The organism is Streptomyces sp. NPDC002057 (genome assembly GCF_040296665.1).
In the GTDB taxonomy this organism is placed as follows: domain Bacteria; phylum Actinomycetota; class Actinomycetes; order Streptomycetales; family Streptomycetaceae; genus Streptomyces.
In genome coordinates, this window is sequence record NZ_JBEOXR010000008.1 from 186,059 (window position 1) to 205,070 (window position 19,012).

13 protein-coding genes are annotated in these 19,012 nt (G+C 73.7%); 6 read left to right on the plus strand and 7 right to left on the minus strand.

Annotated elements, in window-relative coordinates:
• Positions 1 to 10: 10 nt before the first annotated feature.
• On the minus strand, positions 11 to 2,371 hold the full coding sequence (locus ABT129_RS09985; protein WP_351898918.1) for an acyl-CoA dehydrogenase family protein: 2,361 nt from the start codon (positions 2,369 to 2,371) through the stop codon (positions 11 to 13).
• Positions 2,372 to 2,551: 180 nt separating this feature from the next.
• Between ABT129_RS09985 and ABT129_RS09990 the strand changes: the two genes are divergently transcribed.
• Both ABT129_RS09990 and ABT129_RS09995 read left to right on the plus strand, forming a co-directional pair.
• Positions 2,552 to 3,142, plus strand: a complete 591-nt coding sequence (locus tag ABT129_RS09990; RefSeq protein WP_351898920.1) for a hypothetical protein — start codon at positions 2,552 to 2,554, stop codon at positions 3,140 to 3,142.
• A gap of 165 nt (positions 3,143 to 3,307) precedes the next feature.
• Entirely contained in the window at positions 3,308 to 3,712 is a 405-nt protein-coding gene (locus ABT129_RS09995) for a DUF4259 domain-containing protein (protein ID WP_351898921.1), read from the plus strand.
• Positions 3,713 to 3,716: 4 nt separating this feature from the next.
• On the opposite strand, the gene ABT129_RS10000 is transcribed toward ABT129_RS09995, so the two are convergent.
• Entirely contained in the window at positions 3,717 to 5,006 is a 1,290-nt protein-coding gene (locus tag ABT129_RS10000) for a hypothetical protein (RefSeq protein WP_351898924.1), read from the minus strand.
• 115 nt (positions 5,007 to 5,121) lie between these two features.
• Positions 5,122 to 9,843 (minus strand): RICIN domain-containing protein, encoded by a 4,722-nt coding sequence (locus ABT129_RS10005; protein WP_502981704.1) that lies wholly within the window; start codon positions 9,841 to 9,843, stop codon positions 5,122 to 5,124.
• Between the two features lie 844 nt (positions 9,844 to 10,687).
• Here ABT129_RS10005 and ABT129_RS10010 point away from each other — a divergent pair.
• Positions 10,688 to 11,320: a class I SAM-dependent methyltransferase gene (locus tag ABT129_RS10010; protein WP_351898928.1), complete on the plus strand. Its 633-nt coding sequence runs from the start codon at positions 10,688 to 10,690 to the stop codon at positions 11,318 to 11,320.
• A 122-nt stretch (positions 11,321 to 11,442) separates the two neighbouring features.
• Here the strand turns inward: ABT129_RS10010 and ABT129_RS10015 are convergent, their stop codons facing one another.
• Positions 11,443 to 13,359 carry a hypothetical protein gene (locus ABT129_RS10015; RefSeq protein ID WP_351898930.1) on the minus strand — a complete coding sequence of 639 codons (1,917 nt, stop codon included), beginning with the start codon at positions 13,357 to 13,359 and terminating at the stop codon, positions 11,443 to 11,445.
• 162 nt (positions 13,360 to 13,521) lie between these two features.
• On the opposite strand from ABT129_RS10015, the gene ABT129_RS10020 reads away from it, so the two are divergent.
• The 3 genes from ABT129_RS10020 (at position 13,522) to ABT129_RS10030 (ending at position 16,505) form a co-directional block, all read left to right on the plus strand.
• Positions 13,522 to 14,418: an N-acetylmuramoyl-L-alanine amidase gene (locus ABT129_RS10020; RefSeq protein ID WP_351898932.1), complete on the plus strand. Its 897-nt coding sequence runs from the start codon at positions 13,522 to 13,524 to the stop codon at positions 14,416 to 14,418.
• 105 nt (positions 14,419 to 14,523) lie between these two features.
• Entirely contained in the window at positions 14,524 to 15,381 is an 858-nt protein-coding gene (locus ABT129_RS10025; protein ID WP_351898935.1) for a DUF5336 domain-containing protein, read from the plus strand.
• A gap of 113 nt (positions 15,382 to 15,494) precedes the next feature.
• Positions 15,495 to 16,505 (plus strand): LLM class F420-dependent oxidoreductase, encoded by a 1,011-nt coding sequence (locus ABT129_RS10030; RefSeq protein ID WP_351898937.1) that lies wholly within the window; start codon positions 15,495 to 15,497, stop codon positions 16,503 to 16,505.
• A gap of 9 nt (positions 16,506 to 16,514) precedes the next feature.
• Here ABT129_RS10030 and ABT129_RS10035 read toward each other — a convergent pair whose 3' ends face one another.
• The 3 genes from ABT129_RS10035 to ABT129_RS10045 form a co-directional block, all read right to left on the minus strand.
• Entirely contained in the window at positions 16,515 to 17,075 is a 561-nt protein-coding gene (locus ABT129_RS10035; protein ID WP_502981702.1) for a hypothetical protein, read from the minus strand.
• A gap of 108 nt (positions 17,076 to 17,183) precedes the next feature.
• Positions 17,184 to 18,275 (minus strand): prenyltransferase/squalene oxidase repeat-containing protein, encoded by a 1,092-nt coding sequence (locus tag ABT129_RS10040; RefSeq protein WP_351898939.1) that lies wholly within the window; start codon positions 18,273 to 18,275, stop codon positions 17,184 to 17,186.
• On the minus strand, positions 18,272 to 19,006 hold the full coding sequence (locus tag ABT129_RS10045) for a class I SAM-dependent methyltransferase (RefSeq protein ID WP_351898942.1): 735 nt from the start codon (positions 19,004 to 19,006) through the stop codon (positions 18,272 to 18,274). The genes ABT129_RS10040 and ABT129_RS10045 overlap by 4 nt, the downstream gene beginning before the upstream one ends.
• Positions 19,007 to 19,012: the final 6 nt, after the last annotated feature.

A 19,012-nucleotide genomic window follows, 5' to 3' on the forward strand; every position in this document is an offset into this window, starting at 1 on the left:
CGTGTCCCTCTCAGTCCCTGGGAAGGCCGAGCAGCCGCTCGGCGACGACGTTGAGCTGTACCTGTGTGGTGCCGCCCGCGATGGTGAGGCAGCGGGACATGAGCAGTCCGTGGACGGCGCGTTCGCCGGGGCCCTCGCGGACGGCGCCCTCGGGGCCGAGGAGTTCGAGGGTGAGTTCGGCGAGCCTCTGCTGGTGGAGGGTCTGGACGAGCTTGCGGACGCTGGCGCCCGCGCCCGGTTCCAGGCCGGACACCTGGAGCAGGGTGGTGCGCAGACCGATGCACGCGAGCGCGTGCGCCTCGGCGAGGAGGGCGCCGATCCGGACGCGTACGGAGCTGTCGACCCGGTCCGCGTGGGCGATGACGGCTTCGAGGCCGGTGTCGAAGGCGACCTGGTCGGCCATGTGGACGCGTTCGTTGCCGAGGGTGTTGCGGGCGACCCGCCAGCCGTCGTTCACCTCGCCGACGACGGCGCCGGCGGGGAGGATCGCGTCGTCGAACCAGACCTCGTTGAAGAGGGAGTCCCCGGTGATCTCCTTGAGCGGACGGATGTCGATCCCGGGGGTGTTCCGCATGTCGACGAGGAAGTAGGTGAGCCCCTGGTGCTTGGGGGCGGCCGGGTCGGTGCGGGCGAGCAGGATGCCGTGGTGGGCCCACTGGGCGGCGCTCGTCCACACCTTCTGCCCGGTGATCCGCCAGCGCCCGTCCTCGGTCCGCTCGGCGCGGGTGCGGAGGGAGGCGAGGTCGGAGCCGGCGCCGGGTTCGGAGAACAGCTGGCACCAGAGGCGTTCGCCGCGCAGGGTCGGGCCGAGGTGCTCGGCCTGCTGGGCCGGGGTGCCGTGGGCGAGCAGCGACGGCACGACCCAGGTGGCGATGGAGAGCCCGGAGACGGTGATCCCTGCCTCGTCCAGCTCGCGCTGGACGGCGAGCTGCTGGAGGGGGCCCGCGCCGAGTCCGTACGGCTCCGGGAGGTGCGGGGCCGCGTAGCCGGTGGGCGCGAGCGCGCGCCGTGCGGCGGCCGGGTCGAGTCCGGCGGCGGGGGCGACGGCCTCGCGGGCGGCGACGCGGTACGGGTCGGCCTCGGCCGGCAGGTCGAGGCGGAGGGCGCGCCGGACCCCGGCGGCGGCGTGCCGGAGCGCGGCGAGCCGGTGGTGGTCGCCGGTGCCGAGGAGCTGGCGGGCGACGAGGGCGCGGCGCAGCAGGAGGTGGGCGTCGTGCTCCCAGGTGAAGCCGGTGCCGCCGAGGATCTGGATGCAGTCCTTGGCGCAGGTGTACGCGGTGTCGAGGGCGGTGGCGGCGGCGAGCGCGGCGGTGAGGGAGCGGACGGCGTCCTTCTCGCCACGGCCCCGGGCTGCGGCGGCGTCGTCGTGCTCCCGGGCTCCGGCGGCCTCGCCGTGCTCCCCGGCTCCGGCGGTCTCGCCGTGCTCCCCGGCTCCGGCGGCCTCGCCGTGCTCCCCGGCTCCGGTGTCGGCCGCCGCGCGGGCGGCGTCCCAGGTGAGGGCGCGGGCCTGTTCGAGCCGGACGAGCATGTCGGCGCAGAGGTGTTTGACGCCCTGGAACTGTCCGATGGGCCGGCCGAACTGTTCCCGGGTCCGGGCGTGTTCGGCGGCGGTCTCGACGGCGCGGGCGGCGGTGCCGCAGGCGTCGGCGGCGAGGAGGACGGCGGCGAGGTCGTGGACGAGGGCGGAGTCGAGGGCGAGCTCTCGCGCGGCGGGGACGTGGAGGGCGCGGGCGGTGATCTCGGCGGTGGGCCGGGTGGGGTCGGCGCTCTCGTGGGGCCGGACGGCGAGCCCGTCGGTGTCGACGGCGAGCCAGACGGAGCCGTCGGCGGTGGCGGCCCGCAGGAGCACGAGGTCGGCCTGGGCGCCGCAGAGGACCGGGGGCGCGGCGCCGTCGAGGAGGTACCCGCTCGCGGTTCGGACGGCGGTGAGGGTGCCGCTTCCGGTGGCGCTGCCGACGCCCGGCGGGCCGGCCGTGCCCGGCCCGGCCGCCCCGCCCGGCCCGTCGAGAACGACGGCCCCGATCCGCTCCCCGCGCGCCAGGGCTCCGGCCAGCTCCGGGCGTCCGGCCCGGTGGAGGAGTTCGGCGGCGAGCACGGAGGGCAGATGGGCTCCCGGCAGCAGGGCCCGCGCGGCCTCCTCGACGACCACGACGAGGTCCCCGAGGTCGCCGCCCCCTCCCCCGTGCTCCTCGGGCAGGTGCGGTCCGAGGAGCCCCTGCTCGGCGGCGGCGTCCCAGTACGGGGGCCGCCCGGTGGCGGTGTCGGGGACGTCCAGGTGCTTGCGGACCTCCTCGGGAGGTACGGCGCGGGCGAGCCAGCCCCGGACGGATCGTGCGAGCTCCCGCTGTTCGTGCGTGATGGCGATGCCCATGCGCGGCAGACTAGAACACGTTCCATTCTGACGGAAGGTCAGATACGGGACGGGAATCTCACCGCGCCGCGGATCGCGCGCCGCCCGGCCCGGACCGCCGCCCCGGACCGCCGCCCCGGACCTCCGGGCGCGCCCTGTGGCAGCATCGTCGGGAGGACGGAGCCGTACGCAGGGGGGAACATGGGCGCGAGTTGGACGGCGTTGCTGATAGCCGTGGTCGGCGTGGCGGGGACCCTGGGGGCCGCGCTCCTGACGCAGAGCCGCGCGGACCGCACCAAGCGCATGGAGCTCCAGGCCGCCGCCGAACAGCGGCGCGAGGAACGCGGTCACGCCGAGGAGCTGCTCCGGGCGGAGCAGGCCCGGCAGGGGCGGCACGAGAGCCTGGAGCGCCGGCGCGCCTGCTACATCACGCTGAACACCGCCGCGCGCCAGTACCTGACGGAGATGACCAACCATCTCCACGCGCTGGGACGGGACGAGGGCGTCGCCACGTCCCTGGAGAACCTGGAGGCGGCCAGGCTGGCCTACCGGGACAGCTACGCGGAGTCCCAGATGATCGTCCCCAAGGTGGTGTCGCGTCCCGCCGGCGCGGCCAAGGAGCGCTTGAACGAGGCCTACGGGAAGCTCCGCAGGTACGCGGGGGACCCCACGACGTACGCGGCGGAACTGTCGACGATGGAGGCGGAACTCCACCAGGAGGTCTGGCCCTACGTCGGCGCGATGAAGAAGGCCATGCGCGCCGACCTGGGCGTCGAGGACGGAGAGGCCTGAGCGGTCCGGCTCAGGGTCGGGGAGATCCTGGAGGTCCGTGGCGAGCGGCCCGGGGGGCGCGGGAGGAGCCGGGCACACCCCACCGGCACGCGGCGGCCCGGGCGTTGTCAGTGGCGGGTGCCACGCTGTGGGGACAGCCGGACGACGCGAGAGAGCGAGCACGCCATGGGCACCTGGGACATCGGCCCCTTCGACAGCGACACCGCCGCCGACTTCTCCTACCGGGTGGACGAGGCCCCGGCGGAGAGGAAGGCCGAGGTGCTGCGCGCGACCTTCCGCGACGTGACCGGGACCGGGGCGGAGTACCTGGACGCCGACGTGGCCGTGGAGGCGATCGCCTCGGCGGCCCTGCTGGCGGCCCAGTGCCCCGGCGGCGACCCGGTGACCACCTCGTACGCCCCGAAGGACCCGCTGCCGCCCCTCCCCGCCGAACTGCGCCCGGAGGCCGTCGCGGCCCTGGACCGCGTCCTCGTGGAGCCGTCCGAACTCCTGGAGCTCTGGGAGGAGTCGGACGGCGAGGCGTGGAAGGCGGGCGTACGGAAGCTGCGCGGGGTCCTGGCCGGAGCCTGACCCGTCAGTTCGCGGGATCCGGCAGGTGGTCCTCGACGTGCTCCGGGCCGTAGCCGAGCCGTTCGGCCAGCTCCAGCAGGCGCGCCCGCCGGGCGCCGGTCACGGGGACCGCGTACGCCGAGAGGAGCTGGAGGAGGAGACGGAAGCCCAGGTCCGGGTCCACCGTCGTGACGACGTCCTCGAGAACGGGCGCCACGGCCCGCACCTCGGCCACGTCGGTGCGCGCGGCCTCGCGGACCTCCCGCAGCACGGGTTCCGCCAGCTCCGTCCGGGCGGACGAGACGTACGGCAGGTAGCAGGGATCGATCCGGGCCAGGTGTGCCCGGCACTCCCCGGCGACCCGCTCCAGCCAGGCCCGTACGTCGGCGTCGAACTCGTCCTCCCCGGTGACCCGCACCCGCCGGGAGGCGGCGCGCCACAGGGCGGCGACGGCCTCGTCGGAGAGAGCGGAGTCGAGGAGACGGCGCACGTCCTCCAGGAGCACGGCCGCGTACGAGCCCGGCACCTCCCCGTGGTCGGCGTCGAACACGCGCAGGATGTTCTCCCGCACGGTCCCCTCGTGGTGCCAGTCCGTGCCCCGGAAGACGGCCGCCAGCATCTGCACGCCGAACCGGCCGACACCGAGGTCCCGCCGCCCGGGATCGAGGGGCGGCCAGTGGACCTCCAGCCCCTCGTGGACGGCGTCCGGCGGATAGGCCAGGCGCCGTCCCAGCGCCGTCAGCCGGTCGTACGACTCCTTGCCGAGCGGTACGGAGTAGGACTTCGCCACCCGCAGGAAGAGCCTGAGCCCCAGGTCCGCGTCCACCTCCCGCACCACCCGCAGCAGCGCCGGCACGGCGTCCGGCACCGCGACGGCGCGGGCCAGCCCGGCACCGTTCGCGGCGATCTCGGCCGCCACCACCCCCCGCAGCTCGTCCTCCGCCACCGTCGGCCGCACCTCGTCGAGGCTCCTCTCCTCGTACGGGTCCCGCTCCAGGGCACGGGGCGGGCACGCCCCGGAGACCCGGCGCATCCACGCGCGCACGTCCGTGCCCTCCTCGGCCGGGTCGAAGCGGCGGCGCACGGCGGCCAGCCACACCGCGTGCAGCGCCTCGTCCGGAAGCCCGGAGTCCAGGAGGAGCCGCACGTCCCGGCCCAGCGGGACGTCCTCGTCCGCCGCCCGCCTCGCGGCGAGCGCCAGCGTCACGCCCTCGTCGAGGCGGAGCCCCGTCCGGCCGGCCAGCGCCCCGGCGAACCCGCTGAGTCCGAAGTCCGTCCCATGGTCGTAGTAGTAGACCTCGCGCACGCGCGCCATCGACCTCTTCCTCCGTGTCCCTGTCCGTTCACGTGCGAACGGGCACCCCTCGGGAGGAAGGGTGCCCGTTCCTTGTCACCGCGTCAGCCTGCCGGACGGGTGTCCGGCCACCGCGCTACTTCTTCTTCGGAAGCGGGTACGACGTGAACACGACGTACTTGCTCGGGTTGTGCGGTCGGGGCTGGGCGGACTTCGGAACGTACCGGAGGACCACCCGGACGCTGTTGCCCGCCGCTTCCCCGGCCTCTTCCCCGCCGGCGCGCCACACGGTGCCGAGCGAGCCCTTGTCCTTCAGCGTCCAGTCGAAGCGGAGGCAGTCCCGTTCCGCGACGAACCCGTTCTTGTTCTGCGACTGCTTCCGCTGCCAGTTCTGGAACGTCGTGGCGTTGTCCCCGTGCTTGATCCACTCCTCGATCGCCTGCTTGACGGCTTCGGCGGCCGTCGCCTCGTCGGTCCACTTGCCCGCGATGCCGTCGACCTCGGCCTTGGCCCGCATCAGATCGTCGGACTGGCGGACGTGGGTCCCGAGGGTGTGCGCGCCGAACAGTCCCTCGTCCGCGACGATGTTGGTGCAGTTGTGGACGAGGACGTCCTGGGGCCGCTCGCCCTGCGGACGCACGTAGAACGTGTGGGTCCCGTCGACCGTCAGGTCGAAGACCGTGCGCGGCGCGAGACCCGACCGGTCGCGCAGCGCGGTGACGGTCTGCTCCGTGCCCTGCGGGGTACGCAGCCGGTCGCCCACGCGCAGTTCGGCCACCGTCGTCCAGCCGCGGCCGAGGACGAAGAACCGGTGGCCGATGGTGCTGGTGAGCAGACCGCCGTCGACGGAGATGTCCACCAGGCGCCGGGTGTCGTGGCGGAAGGTGTCCGTCACGTCCTGGGGTCGCAGGCCGCCCGTCCGGGGGTCGGTGGTGAGCACCCGGTCGCCGATCCGCACGTCGCGGATCGCACGGTGGGAGCCGTCGGCCATGAGGACGCCGGTGCCGCCGGGGAAGCTGTTCCGCCGGCAGGCGACGAACACGTCCTCGTAGACGTTGACGGTGTCCTCGAGCCGGGCGATCGTGGCCGGGTCGAGGTCGAGGGCCCGCAGCGCGGCGAACGCCTCGCGGACGCCGACGCCGGTGTGCAGGGAGGCGTTGAACGCGTGGAGCGCGTCGCCGATCGCCTTGTACGCCTTGCCGGGGATGAACCAGGTGGCGGCCCAGGCGCATCCGGCCCAGCTGCCCGACTCTCCCCCGGGTGCGATCTTCTGGGCGCACTCGATGAAGTCGCCCAGGAGGATCTTCACCGGGTCGATGCCGGAGTTGAACTCGACCATCGACAGGGTGTGCGTGACCTCGGTCTTCTGGTTCTTCAGGACGTCGGATCCGAGGAAGACGACCGCCTCCGCCGGGCACCCGGCCTCGGTCGCGGGCATGTCCTCGGCCGTGCACAGGTACAGGTCGATGTAGGCGTCGAAGTGGATGACCGCGGTGATCACGCAGTCGCCCACGTGGATGATGACGTTGCAGTTCTCCTTCTTCTTGATCTCCGGATCGCCGACCGGGACCATCTTGTCGACGACGTAGAAGACACCGCCGACACCGGTGGTGCCGCCGTCGGCGATGGAGTTGTTCTTCTGCGCGGCCTCGGCCCGGTCGGCCGCCTCCTGCGCCTCCTCGGCGTACTTCAGGGCGTCCTTGGCCGCCTCCTCCGCCTCGGTGGCGGCGGTGTCGGCCCGGTCGGCGGCCGCCCGCGCGTCCTTGGCGGACTGCTCGGCACGGGACGCGGCCTCACGGGCGGCCTGGGCGTCGAGCGCCGCCTGGTCGGCGGAGTCGCGGGCCTGGGCGGCGTAGCCCTCCGCGCGGCCGGCCGCCTTGTCCGCCGCCGCCGCGTCCTCGGCGGCCTTGCGGTCGTACTCGGCGGTGCGGGCCAGCGACTGCGTGGCCTTCGCGGCCGCGGCGGCGGCGTCGGCCGCGTAGCCGAGGGCCTCCTTCGCGTATCCCCGCGCGGTCGCCGCGTGCCCGGCGGCGCCAGCCGCGTGCTGGTGGGCGATCTTCGCGTCACCGACGGCCTGGTCGGCGATGCTCTTGGCCGCCACCGCCTCCGCCTGGGCGTTCTTGGCGTGGGCGTCGGCGACGGCTTTCTGCTGGTCGGCGATCGTCTTGGAACCCTGCCCGGTCAGGACGACGAGGCCTGCGGCCGAGTCGGTGGCGGCGTAGGGCGAGCCGAGCTGGATCGCGTCGTTGGCGGGCTTGGCGACCTGTACGGCGGCGTTGCCCGCGTCCACGGCGGCCTGCGCGGTGACGTGGGCGAAGCCCGCGGCCTTCGCGGCGGCGGCGACGGCCTTGGCGGCCTCCTTGCTCGCCGCGTCCGCCTCGGCCTTGGCGGTCTTGGCGAGCTTCTGTGCCTCGTCCGCGAGCCGGACGGCGGTCTGGGCCTCGGCGGCGGCGTGCTCGGAGGCGTCGATGGCGTCCGCGGCGGCGCTGGTCGCGGTCCGCAGGGCGGCGTCGGCCTTCAGCTTGGCGGCCTGGGCGGCGTCCGCGTGGGCGCGGGACCGCTTGGCGGCGGCCTCGGCGCGGGTGGCGGCGGCGTCGGCCTCCGATGCCGCCCGGGTGGCCGCGTCGGCCTCACCGCGGGCCCGGCCGGCGGCCGCCTCCGCGGCGTCGGCGTGCGCCGAGGCGGCGTCGGCCGCGTCGCGGGACTCCTTGGCGTACGCGTCGGACTCGTGCGCCTGGGCGTACGCCTCCTTCGCGTCGGCCTTGGCACGAGCGGCGTCGGCCCGCTGCTCGGCCTCCCAGGCGTCGTCCCGCTTGGCCTTGGCGTTGTCCCGGGCCTTGACCGCGGAGTCCTTCTTCGCGACCGCCGTGCTCTCGGATGCCTCGGCGGCCTTCCGGGCGTCCTCGGCCTTCACGGCCTCCGCGTCGGCGTTCCTCCGGTGCTGGGCCGCCTCGTTCTGCTTGACGGCGGCCGTGTCCTTCTCCGCCTTCGCCGTGGCCTCCTCGGCCTCGGCCGCGAGACGCTTGGCGTGGGCGTCGGCGGCCGCCGCCTTGGCGTCGCCCTCGGCCTTCAGCGCGACGGCGAGCTTGGCCTCCGCCGTCTCCTTGTCCTTCTTCGCGTTGTCGCGGTGCAGCTTGGCCCCGTCGGCCGCCGCCTTCGCCTGCGACTCGGCGACGCGCGCGGCCTCCTTGCGGAACTCGGCGTTGACCTGGGCGGTCTGCGCGAGGGCGCGCTGCGTGATGGTCGCGCTGTCACCGGCGGCGGCCCGGGTGGCCGCCTCGGCGGTCTCGCCCGCCTTCACCATCGCGGTCAGCGCCGCGACGGTCCCCTTGGTGACCTGGGCCTTCTGCTGGCCGACCAGGAGACCGCGGCCGCGCGGCGCACCGGCGGCGTCCGCGATGCCGTACGCGGCCTGCACGGCCGTGTCGGAGGCGGTCGCCGAGGTCTTGGCCTTCTCCAGCTGGGCCTTCACCGCGGCCAGGTGCGTCTTCGCCGCCGTCCGGGCGTCGGCGAGGCCCTTCGTCGCCGCGTCGAACTGCGCCTTGACCGGCTGCGGGGTGCTGCCCGCGCCCTTCTTGCCGTTCGGCTTGATCAGGTACTTCTGGGCGCTGGTGTCCTTGCAGTCGAACAGCCGCGCGTCCGTGCCCACCGTGAAGGCGCTCAGGTCCAGGCACTTGCCCGTGGTCACGCTCCGCAGGGTCGAGGGGGCGCGGACATCGGCCTTCCACGACTGGCCCTTGGTGCTGTAGCAGTCCGTGATCTGGATCTTCGTCCCGTTGGCGGAGGCGTTCCCCGCCACGTCCAGGCACTTGAACGAGCCGGTGTTGCGGAGGTGGAGGTCCTCCTCACCGCCTTCGAGCGACCACTCCTGCGAGGCGCTGCCGTTGCAGGTGTAGATCTGGACGGGCGTGCCGTTGGTCTTGGCGCCGCCCTGGACGTCCAGGCACGTGCCCTTGGCGCCGGGCACCTCGACCACCGTGTACCCGTTGCCGATCCAGCCGACCCCGCCGGGGGTCCAGTGGTCCTGCCAGCGGGTGTAGTAGTCGGCCAGCCACGACTGGCCGACGAGCATGCTGAGGGCGTACGCGCCGTCCTGGAGCGCCTTCGTGGCGTCCTTGCCGGCGGTCAGGATCTGCTGCCGCTGCGCGGTCTGACCGGCTATCTCCTGCTGCCACTCGGACGCGGCCTGCGCCACCTGCTTGCCGAGGACCCTGTTGGGGTCGATCGGGTCGTGCCAGCCGCAGGCCCCGAAGCGGGCCTTGAGGTCCTCGACCGCGATCCGGAACTCCGGGCTGCCCGGCTCCGCGGCGGTACGGGGGAAACCGCCGGAGCCGAGGAAGATCCGGGCGTCATCGGCGAACACCCGGGGCACGAAGTACTGGTTGGGCTCGATCTTCCCGGAGTTCTTCTTCCACAGCGCCCACGCCTCCTGCTCCTTCGGCGTTCCGCCGCTGGTGTAGAGGGGGTCGCCGATCGCGAGCGCCGCGGCCTTCGTCCTGTCGTCGGCGGTCGGCGAGGACTCGTAGAAGGGGTTGAACAGGTTGAGCGGGTCCGAGTAGCCCTGGTACAGCCACGGGAGGAGCCCGGTCTGTTCGAAGATCTTGCCCGCGTCCTTGGGCGCGTTGGGGTACGAGTCCAGGCTCGCGGCGCTGTTCCACGCGTTGCCCTGCTTCTGGACCTTGTCGAGCCACTGGTCCGTGAGGGTGCGGTCCAGGTTCCAGGCCGCGTGCAGCGGGGTCTTGTCGTCGAACATGTCCCGCTTCAGCTTCTCGTGGAGCTGGTCGGGGGGCAGGACGAGGGCGCTCTGCGCGAGGGCGTGCAGGTTGGGCCCGCCCATGCGCAGGGCCTCGGTGCCCATGCACTGGTCCTCGCGCAGCCGTTCGGCCGCCTTGACGTCGTAGCCGTCGTACGAGTCGGCCGTGGCGGCGACGGGCTGGGCGTCCCGCGCGGACAGGTCGGGACGGACGCCCAGACCGCCGAGGACGGCGAGCGCCGTGACGGACGTGAGGGCGGTGGTGAGAGTGGTGGACGAACGTGATCGAGGGTTGAGCAACCCCGGTTTGAACCGCAAGGAAGGCTTCCTTCACAGCAGCGAACGAGGGCGGGCAGGGGTGACCCGGGCGATGTGCACAGTGAGCGGGCGTCGCGACACGGCGACGCCGATCCTCCCCGTGGCGGCGCCGTTCCCCCGACCGCCGATGACGTGCGCGCCCCCCGAGGGACTGGTCAGGCCCCGATGCGCGGCGCTACTTAACCGCGAGTAACAAGCGCTCGGCAAGAGCCCCGCACCACTTCGGAACGGGGAACGAAAACCCGTTTGCCGGAGTTCTCGGGGGTGTGCCGTGTGCAATCGCCAAGCTCACGAGCAGTGCGACCTGTGTGAAGTCTGTGAAGAGACAGTAGAGTTGAGGGTCGAGATCCAGCCATAGATTGGCTGGAACCGGTGAGCTCGCACCTGTCGGGCGCGACCGCCGGGACGCCTCGCGGCGAGAACCACGCTGGTGACGGTCGCGCCGACGACGGTGACCGCGCCTCCTCCATGACACGGGCGATCGGCGCGGCCGGGTCCCCCACGAAGAGGGCGGCGGACCCGGGGGGAACGTGACGGAGCGGGCCCACGGCGGGACGGTGTGGTTCGGGTGCGACGCGTAGGGCACGATGGGCGCCCGTACCCGCGTACCCGCCAGTAGGAGGACCCGCCCATGGCCGCCGAGCCCACCCCCGAGATCCTTGCCGCCTTCGAGGGCGCGAAGGGCTTCATGCCCGTCAAGGAGGGGCTCGCCCTGTACGGGGCGGCCACGGAGGCGGCGAAGCTCGGGCTGCCGCTCCTGGAGGTCGGCACGTACTGCGGGCGGTCCACGATCCTGCTGGCCGACGTGGCCCGGCGGGCGGGGACGGTCGCGGTGACCGTGGACCACCACCGGGGCAGCGAGGAGCAGCAGCCGGGGTGGGAGTACCACGACGAGACCGTGGTGGACCCCGAGGTGGGGCTCATGGACACCCTGCCGACCTTCCGCCGGACGCTCCGCCGGGCCGGCCTCGAAGAGCACGTGATCGCCGTGGTCGGCCGGTCGCCGCAGGTCGCGAAGGTGTGGGGCGGGCAGCTCGGGTTCGTGTTCGTCGACGGCGGGCACACCGACGAGCACGCCACGAACGACTACGAGGGCTGGGCCCCCAAGGTCGCCCCCGGCGGGCTGCTCGTCATCCACGACGTCTTCCCGGACCCGGCGGACGGCGGCCAGGCCCCGTACCGGATCTACCTGCGCGCGCTGGAGTCGGGTGACTTCGAGGAGGTCTCGGTGACCGACTCGATGCGGGTCCTGCGCCGCCGCTGAGCACCGCACGACGCCCGCCGCCGCACCGCACCGCGCGCCGCCGCCGGGCCCGGCGCCGTGCGGAACGCGCCGGCGGCCGCCCCCGTGGAGGGGACGGCCGCCGGGGCGGACGGTCGCCCGGGTCAGAAGCCCGAGGTCACGTACAGGCAGTTGGTGTAGCTGTAGCCGGGTTCGATCTTGGCCTTGCTGGTCTTGGTGTCCCCGGCCGTGGACGTGCCGGTGGAGACGCGCTTCTGGAGGAAGTGGTAGTCACCGGCGGGCAGCAGGAGGGTCGCCTTCGGGTACTTCGAGGACGGCCCCGTGCAGGCCTTGATCTTCTTGGCGCCCGCGAAGATCGGGCTCGGGTACTTCGTGCAGGTCCCGCAGGACCTGAGGGTGACCTTGCCGGTCATCGGACCGGTGTAGAGCAGCTCGACCTCGCCCGGGCCGTCGTTGCTGACCACCATCACCATCCGGGTGCCGCCGGGCACGTCGGCCGAGGGCAGTTTCCTGCCCGCCGCGGGCTCCTCCTCGGCGATCTCGGCGGCGATGGCGATGGAACGGGCGTGCGCCGCGTCCGGGCTGCTCGGGTAGTCCTTGGCGTACTGGGTCATGGTCTTGACCGCGTCGTCGTACTCCTTGCTGTTGAACTGCGAGGTCCCGCAGGCGAAGTCGCCCCGCTGGACCCCGCTCGCGGCCTCCTTCGCCGCCTCCGCGAGGGCGGGGTCGGTCAGGTTGTCGACGGCGGAGTCGAGCGCGCGCAGCTCTTCGGTGGTCTCGCAGGGGGTGGTGCCCGCGGTGAGCGCCGTCGTCCGGGTCTTGATCGCCGCCCGGACGGCCGGCTCGACCTGGGTCGCCTGGCGCGACTTCGGGAAGGTGTCGTACAGCGCGTTGAGGCTCTCGCTGGCGGGCGGGTCGGCGGCCTCGACGCCGAGCGCGTCCGTCCCGCACTCGAAGAGCGACTCGGCCAGCGGTTCGTCGGTCTTGGCGGGCCGGACGCCGAGCAGTTCCTTGTCGAAGGTGGCGGCGAGCCCGCGCAGGTGCTTGAGCGGCGCGACGGCCTCGCAGTACGCCTTCTTCGCGTACGGGCGGGAGACCGTCTCGTAGTAGGTGTCGAGGCGCGCGGGGACCAGCTTCCCGGCCCGCGAACCCGCGTGCTTCGTGCCGAGGTCCTGGTAGGTGGCGAGCGCCTTGCGGTAGATCGGCTCGGCCTTGTCGAAGGTCAGGCCGTCGTCGGCGGTCTCGACCTGCGCGTCCGCCTCCGCGAGGCGGGCGAGGAGCGCCTCCTCCTTCGCCTCGTCGCGGGCCGCCCCGTACGCGAGCGAGCCGCCCGCGGGCACCGCGAGCAGGACGAGGGCGAGCGGCAGCGCGAGGCGGCGGAAGGAGGCGCCGAGGGTGAGGGTGGCGCGCAGTCCGCGTCTCGCCCCGTCGGCGGCGACGGCGAGGAGGAAGACGCCGTAGCCGGCGAGGACCCCCAGGGGCACGCCGTCGACGTCGGCGGGGAGTGCGAGCACGAGCAGGGCGACGGTGGCGATCCAGCAGAGCGCGGCGCCGATCCAGTTGCGCAGGAGGACGTAACCGAGGCCCAGGCAGGAGAGGTTGAGCAGGCCGATCATGGCGGCCTGCGCGCCGTTCGCCTCGCCGCGCGGCTGCGCGGGCGGCTGGGCGCCGTACGGGGGCGGCCCGTATCCGGGCGGTCCGTAGCCCGGCGGCGGTCCGTAGCCGGGCGGGGCGCCCTGCGGCGGCGGAGGCGTTCCGGCACCGGCCCAGCCGGGCGCGGTGGCGGGGCCCGCGGCGGGCGCGGCGCCCGGCTGCTCGGCTCCCGGCGGCCCGGACGCGGCGGCTCCGGGCGGCGGGCCTCCGGCGGGCGCGGGGCCCGGCGGCGGGCCTCCGGCGGGCGCGGCTCCGGGCGGCGGGCCGAAGCCCTGCGCGGGCGGCGTGGCGGCGGGCGCGGGCGGCGCCTGCCACGGCGCCGTAGGAGTCCGCGGGTCCGACCCGCCGTCACCGGCTGGTCGGTCGGACGGTTCGGGACGTGCGTCGTTCGGTTCTTCCCCCACCACGGTTCCCCCTCGTGGGTCCATGCGCGGTGACACCCCACCGTCGCCCTGGAGACCTACCCTTCACGGTCCGCGCACACGCGTCCACCGTTCTCCGAAGCCGGTGACCAACCTGCGACCTACCCGCTACGGGTTTTCGCCCCGTGCAGGGCCTAGAGTCGCCGGGTGCCGTACGACCACCGGAAGATCACCCGCCGCCCCCTCGCCCTCGTCCTCGCCGCCGCGGGGTGCTGCGCCGCGCTCGCCGGCTGCGGTGCCTCGCAGGCCTCGCCGCCGAGCGGGAAGTCCGCGGAGGGACCTGGGGCCCCGCGGGAGAGCGGGGCGACGACTCCCCCGGCCTCCTCCGGCCGGCCGTCCGCCTCCCCCCTTCCCGCCTCGCCGACCGCCCGGTCGCTCGCCGGGCGGACCGTGGTCATCGACCCCGGTCACAACGCCGGCAACTTCCGCCACTCCGCGGAGATCAACAAGAAGGTGGACATCGGCACCACCCGCAAGGAGTGCGACACCACCGGCACCTCCACGAACGCCGGGTACACCGAGGCCTCTTTCACCCTCGACGTCTCCCACCGGCTGCGCGACCTCCTCGTCGCCCGGGGGGCCGAGGTGGTCCTCACCCATGACGCCGACCGCCCCTGGGGCCCGTGCATCGACGAGCGCGCGAGGATCGGGAACGCGGCCCGCGCCGACGCCGTGGTCTCCGTCCACGCGGACGGCTCCGCCGTCGGCGACCGGGGATTCCATGTGATCCTTCCCGCACGCGTGAGCGGAGGCTCCGCCGACACCGCGAAGATCGTCGGCCCCTCCCGTGAGCTGGGCGAGCGGATCGCCGACGGGTTCGCCCGCGCGACCGCGACGGCACCCGCCAACTACCTCGGTTCCGGAACGGGGTTGGACGTCCGCGACGATCTCGGAGGACTCAATCTCTCAACCGTCCCCAAGGTCTTCGTCGAATGCGGCAATATGCGTGATCCGAAGGACGCGGAGCTGCTCACGTCGGCGACGTGGCGGCAGAAGGCGGCCCAGGGGATGGCGGACGGCATCGCGACCTACCTCAAGGGGTAGAACCGGCGGGCGATAGATTCGCTCCGTACGATGGGCCCGCCCCGTGCCATGAAGCCCCGAGTGCCACCCCCACGCGACGACCGACGACCGACGAAGGACTCTTACGTGAATATCCGCTCCCTCACCCGAGGCGATGGCGTGCTGATCGGTGCAGCGGTGGTGCTGTTCATCGCCTCGTTCCTCTCCTACGCCGGCTGTGACGGCCCGGACGAGATCTGCAAGCAGGTCGACCTGCCGAACTCGTGGGAGGCGTCGCCGCTCGGCTGGGGCGCGTTCTTCCTCGGCATCGCCGGTGCCGCCCTGGTGGTCCTCTCCCGCAGCCTGCCGCAGCAGCGCAAGGTGGCCGGCCTGGAGCTCGGGCAGGTGGGCGCCGCGTTCACCATCGCCTCGGCGTGGACCCTGCTGATGTGGGTCTTCGAATCGACGAGCGCCGGCGCGGGCCTGATCCTCGGCCTCATCGCCGCCCTGATCGCGGCCGGTGCCGCCGTGGCCGGTCCGCTGGTCCCCGCCCTCAAGGCCCCGCTCGTGGGCGCGCCGCGTCCGCAGACCCCGCAGCCGTACGGCATGCAGCCGGGCCAGCCCGGCCCGCAGGGCGTTCCCGGCGGCTACGGCTACCCGGGCGCGCAGCACCCGCAGTACGGCGGGCCGCAGGACCCCTCGCAGGGTGCCGGCCAGCCGTTCGGCGCGCAGGCCCCGGCTCCGCAGCCGCACGCCCCGCAGCAGCCCGAGCCGCAGGCCCAGGCCCCGCAGGCGCAGCCGTCCTCGGACTTCGCGCCGTTCTGGTTCGCCGTTCCGGTCGCCCGCCCGCTGTACGGCGAGGACGGCTCCCAGGCGCCGATCGCCGAGCTGGCCCCGGGTACCTGGTACCTGGCGGTCGAGCAGCGCGGCGCCGCCCTGGTGGCGCAGACGCAGGACGGGCGCCGTGGAGTCCTCCAGGACACCACGGGCATCCAGCGCGGCTGACGCCCGGCGGCACCTCGACGGCCCCTCGTCCGGAATCCCTTCCGGGCGGGGGGCCGTTGGCGTACAGTCCCCGCGTGCACTGTTCCTGACGGAGCGTCAGAAAGGATGCGGGCATGCGCCTCGGACTCGCCCTCGGCTACTGGGGCCGCGGCCCCTCCCTCGCCCACCTCGACCTCGCCCGCGAGGCCGAGCGGCTCGGCTACGACTCGGTCTGGACGGCCGAGGCCTGGGGCTCCGACGCCTTCACCGCCCTGACCTGGATCGCCGCCCACACCAGCCGCGTCAAGCTCGGCACCGCCGTCGCGCAGATGGCCGCCCGCGCCCCCACCACCACCGCGATGCACGCGCTCACCCTCGACCACCTCTCCGGCGGACGCGTGCTGCTCGGGCTCGGCCTGTCCGGGCCGCAGGTCGTCGAGGGCTGGTACGGGCGCCCCTTCCCCCGCTCCCCGCTGACGGCGACCCGCGAGTACGTCGACGTGGTCCGCCAGGTGCTGCGCCGCGAGGCCCCGGTCCGGCTCGACGGACGCCACCACTCCCACCCGTACACCGGGGCGGACGGCACCGGTCTCGGCAAGGCGCTCAAGCCGATCACCCACCCGCTGCGGGCCGGGCTCCCGGTCCTGCTCGGCGCCGAGGGGCCGAAGAACATCGCGCAGACCCTCACCATCGCCGACGGCTGGCTGCCGCTGTACTGGACCCCCGACCGCTGGGCCGAGGTGTACGCGCTGCCCGAGCGCCTCCCCGAGGGGTTCCTCGTCGCCCCCATGGTCCGGGCCCAGCTCTGCGACGACGTGGCGGCCGGGCTGCTGCCGGTCAAGGCGATGCTCGGCTTCTACATCGGCGGGATGGGACACGCGGCCCGCAACTTCCACGCCGACCTGATGGGGCGCATGGGGTACGAGAAGGAGGCCCGGCGCGTCCAGGAGCTGTTCGCCGCCGGGCGGCGCGACGAGGCCGTGCTCGCCGTGCCGGACGCCTTCGCGGACGAGATCTCGCTGGTCGGCCCCCGGAACCGGATCGCCGAACGGCTCGACGCCTGGCGGCGGGGTCCGGTGACGGACCTCCTGGTCACCTCACCGGACCCCGCGACCCTGCGCCTGCTGGCGGAACTCAACGCCTGACCGGGCGGGTCACCCGCCGCTGAGCTGGGAGGCGCTGGGAACCTTGTCGACGACCTCGGCGCCGACGCTCCTGCCGGCGTCCTTGACGCTGTTGATGACGCTCTCGAAGGCGCCGACGTCCGCGTCGCCCACCTCGCCCTTGCGCAGCTTCGTCCCGAGCTCCTTGAGCGACTCGATGCCGGCCGTCAGCGGCGCGACCGCCTTCGAGAGCAGCGGATCGCCCTTGGCGTTGTTCGTCGCCGCCTTGAGCCGGTTGTACGTGAACGCGCCCGCGAGGCCCGCCTTCACCAGCGCGAAGGTCCGGCCGTCCGCGCCCTTCTTGAACTTGCCGGCCCGGTACGGCTTCACGATCCACTGGTACGTGGCACCCGCCGCGAGTCCGGCGTTGGCGACGAACCGCGTCTTGGCGAGCTTCTGCTGCTCGAAGGTGGCCGAACTCGTCGGGGTCGCGGCGCCGCTCGAACTCGTCGTGTCGTCACCGCCGCAGGCTGCGGTCGTCAGGAGCAGGGCGCAGGACATCAGCAGCGCCACGACGCCACGGGAGACGGAGCGGGACACGGGTCTGGGCACGGCGGGACCTCCTCGGGACTGTGGCGTCAGCCTCACCCCGGCCCCACGGGCCCGCCACCCGGGCGACTCCGTCCGGGTGCGGGGGCCCGCCCCCGGCCCGTACCCCCCTCAGGTCCCGCAGCAGTCCGGTTCGAGACCGGTGGGGAGGCGTTCGCCGCCGAAGACGGCCACGGTCGCCTCCTCGCCGCCGAGGGCCGCCACCGCGAGGAGGAGGGAGCCGGCCGTCCAGCTGGTCTGCTCCTCCGGCCACATGGCCTTGTCGCTCTCGTGCTCGCCCTCGAAGACGTACCCCGTCCAGTACATGCCGTTGTCGGCCCGCAGGTGCTGGATGTCCTGGAGGATCGTGAGGGCCCGGTCCGACTCCCCCACCGCCCAGAGCGCGAGGGCGAGTTCGCAGCTCTCGCCGCCCGTGACCCAGGGGTTGGGGACCACGCAGCGCACGCCGAGGCCGGGCACGACGAACGTGTCCCAGTCCGCCTCGATGCGGACCTTCGCCTCGGGCCCGGTGACCGCGCCGCCGAGGACCGGGTAGTACCAGTCCATCGAGTAGCGGGACTTGTCGAGGAAACGCTCGGGGTGCCGGCGTATCGCGTGCCCGAGGGCACCGGCCGCCAGCTCCCAGTCGGGCTGCGGCTCCTCGCGCTCCTCGGCGATCGCGAGGGCGCAGCGGAGCGCCTGGTGGATCGAGGAGCTGCCGGTGAGCAGGGCGTCGGTCACCGGCGCGCCGTCGGCCTCGCGCTTCCAGCCGATCTGGCCGCCGGGCTGCTGGAGCCCGAGGACGAACTCGACGGCCGCGTAGACGACGGGCCACATCCGGTCGAGGAAGGCGTCGTCGCCGGTCGACAGGTAGTGGTGCCAGACGCCGACCGCGATGTACGCGACGAAGTTGGACTCACGGCTCCGGTCGGTGACCCGGTCGGGCTCGCCGTCGTGGTAGGCCGCGAACCAGGAGCCGTCGGCGTTCTGGTGCCGGGCGAGCCACTCGTAGGCCCGGGCGGCGGCGGCGTGCTCACCGGCCGCGTCCAGGGCCATGGCGGCCTCGGTGTGGTCCCACGGGTCGAGGTGGTGGCCCCGGAACCACGGCAGGGCGCCGTCCTCGCGCTGGACGGCGAGTATCCCGGTGACCGTCTCGGCGGCCTGCTCGGCGGTGAGCACCCCGGGCAGGACGAGGTGTTCGGCGATCCGCTCGGGAGAGGTCACTTGGTGTCGGCCTTCGGGAGGTGCGGCTTGGTCGCGTACGCCACGAAGCTCTTGCCGACGACCGGGTTGAGCAGCTGCTCGGCGACCCGGGTCAGGGCGGGCTTCTTCATGATGTCCCAGACCAGGAGCTTGTGGTAGGCGCGGACCGGCAGCGCCTTGTCGTTGTCGACGCCGAAGGCGCACTTCAGCCACCAGTACGGCGAGTGCAGCGCGTGCGCGTGGTGGGTGCCGTACGGCTTGAGCCCGGCCTGCCGGATCCTGTCGAGGAGTTCGTCGGCCTTGTAGATGCGGATGTGGCCGCCCTCGACCTCGTGGTACGCGTCGGAGAGCGTCCAGCAGATCTTCTCGGGGCCGTACCGGGGCACCGTGATCGCGATCCGGCCGCCGGGCTTGAGGACGCGGACCATCTCGGCGAGGACGCCCTTGTCGTCCGGGATGTGCTCCATGACCTCGGAGATGATCACGACGTCGAAGGACTCGTCGGGGAAGGGCAGGTTGAGGGCGTCGCCCTCCATCGCGGTGGCGGTCGCCCCCGCGGGGGCCTCCCCGGCCTCCTTCATGGCGGCGAACCACTTGGCGACCTCGCGGATCTCCTCGCCGTTCTGGTCGAGGGCCACGACCTGGGCGCCGCGCCGGTAGCACTCGAAGGCGTGCCGCCCCGCACCACAGCCCAGATCGAGCACACGGTCGCCGGGGGCGAGCGGGAAACGGGTGAAGTCGACGGTCAGCACGAGGCC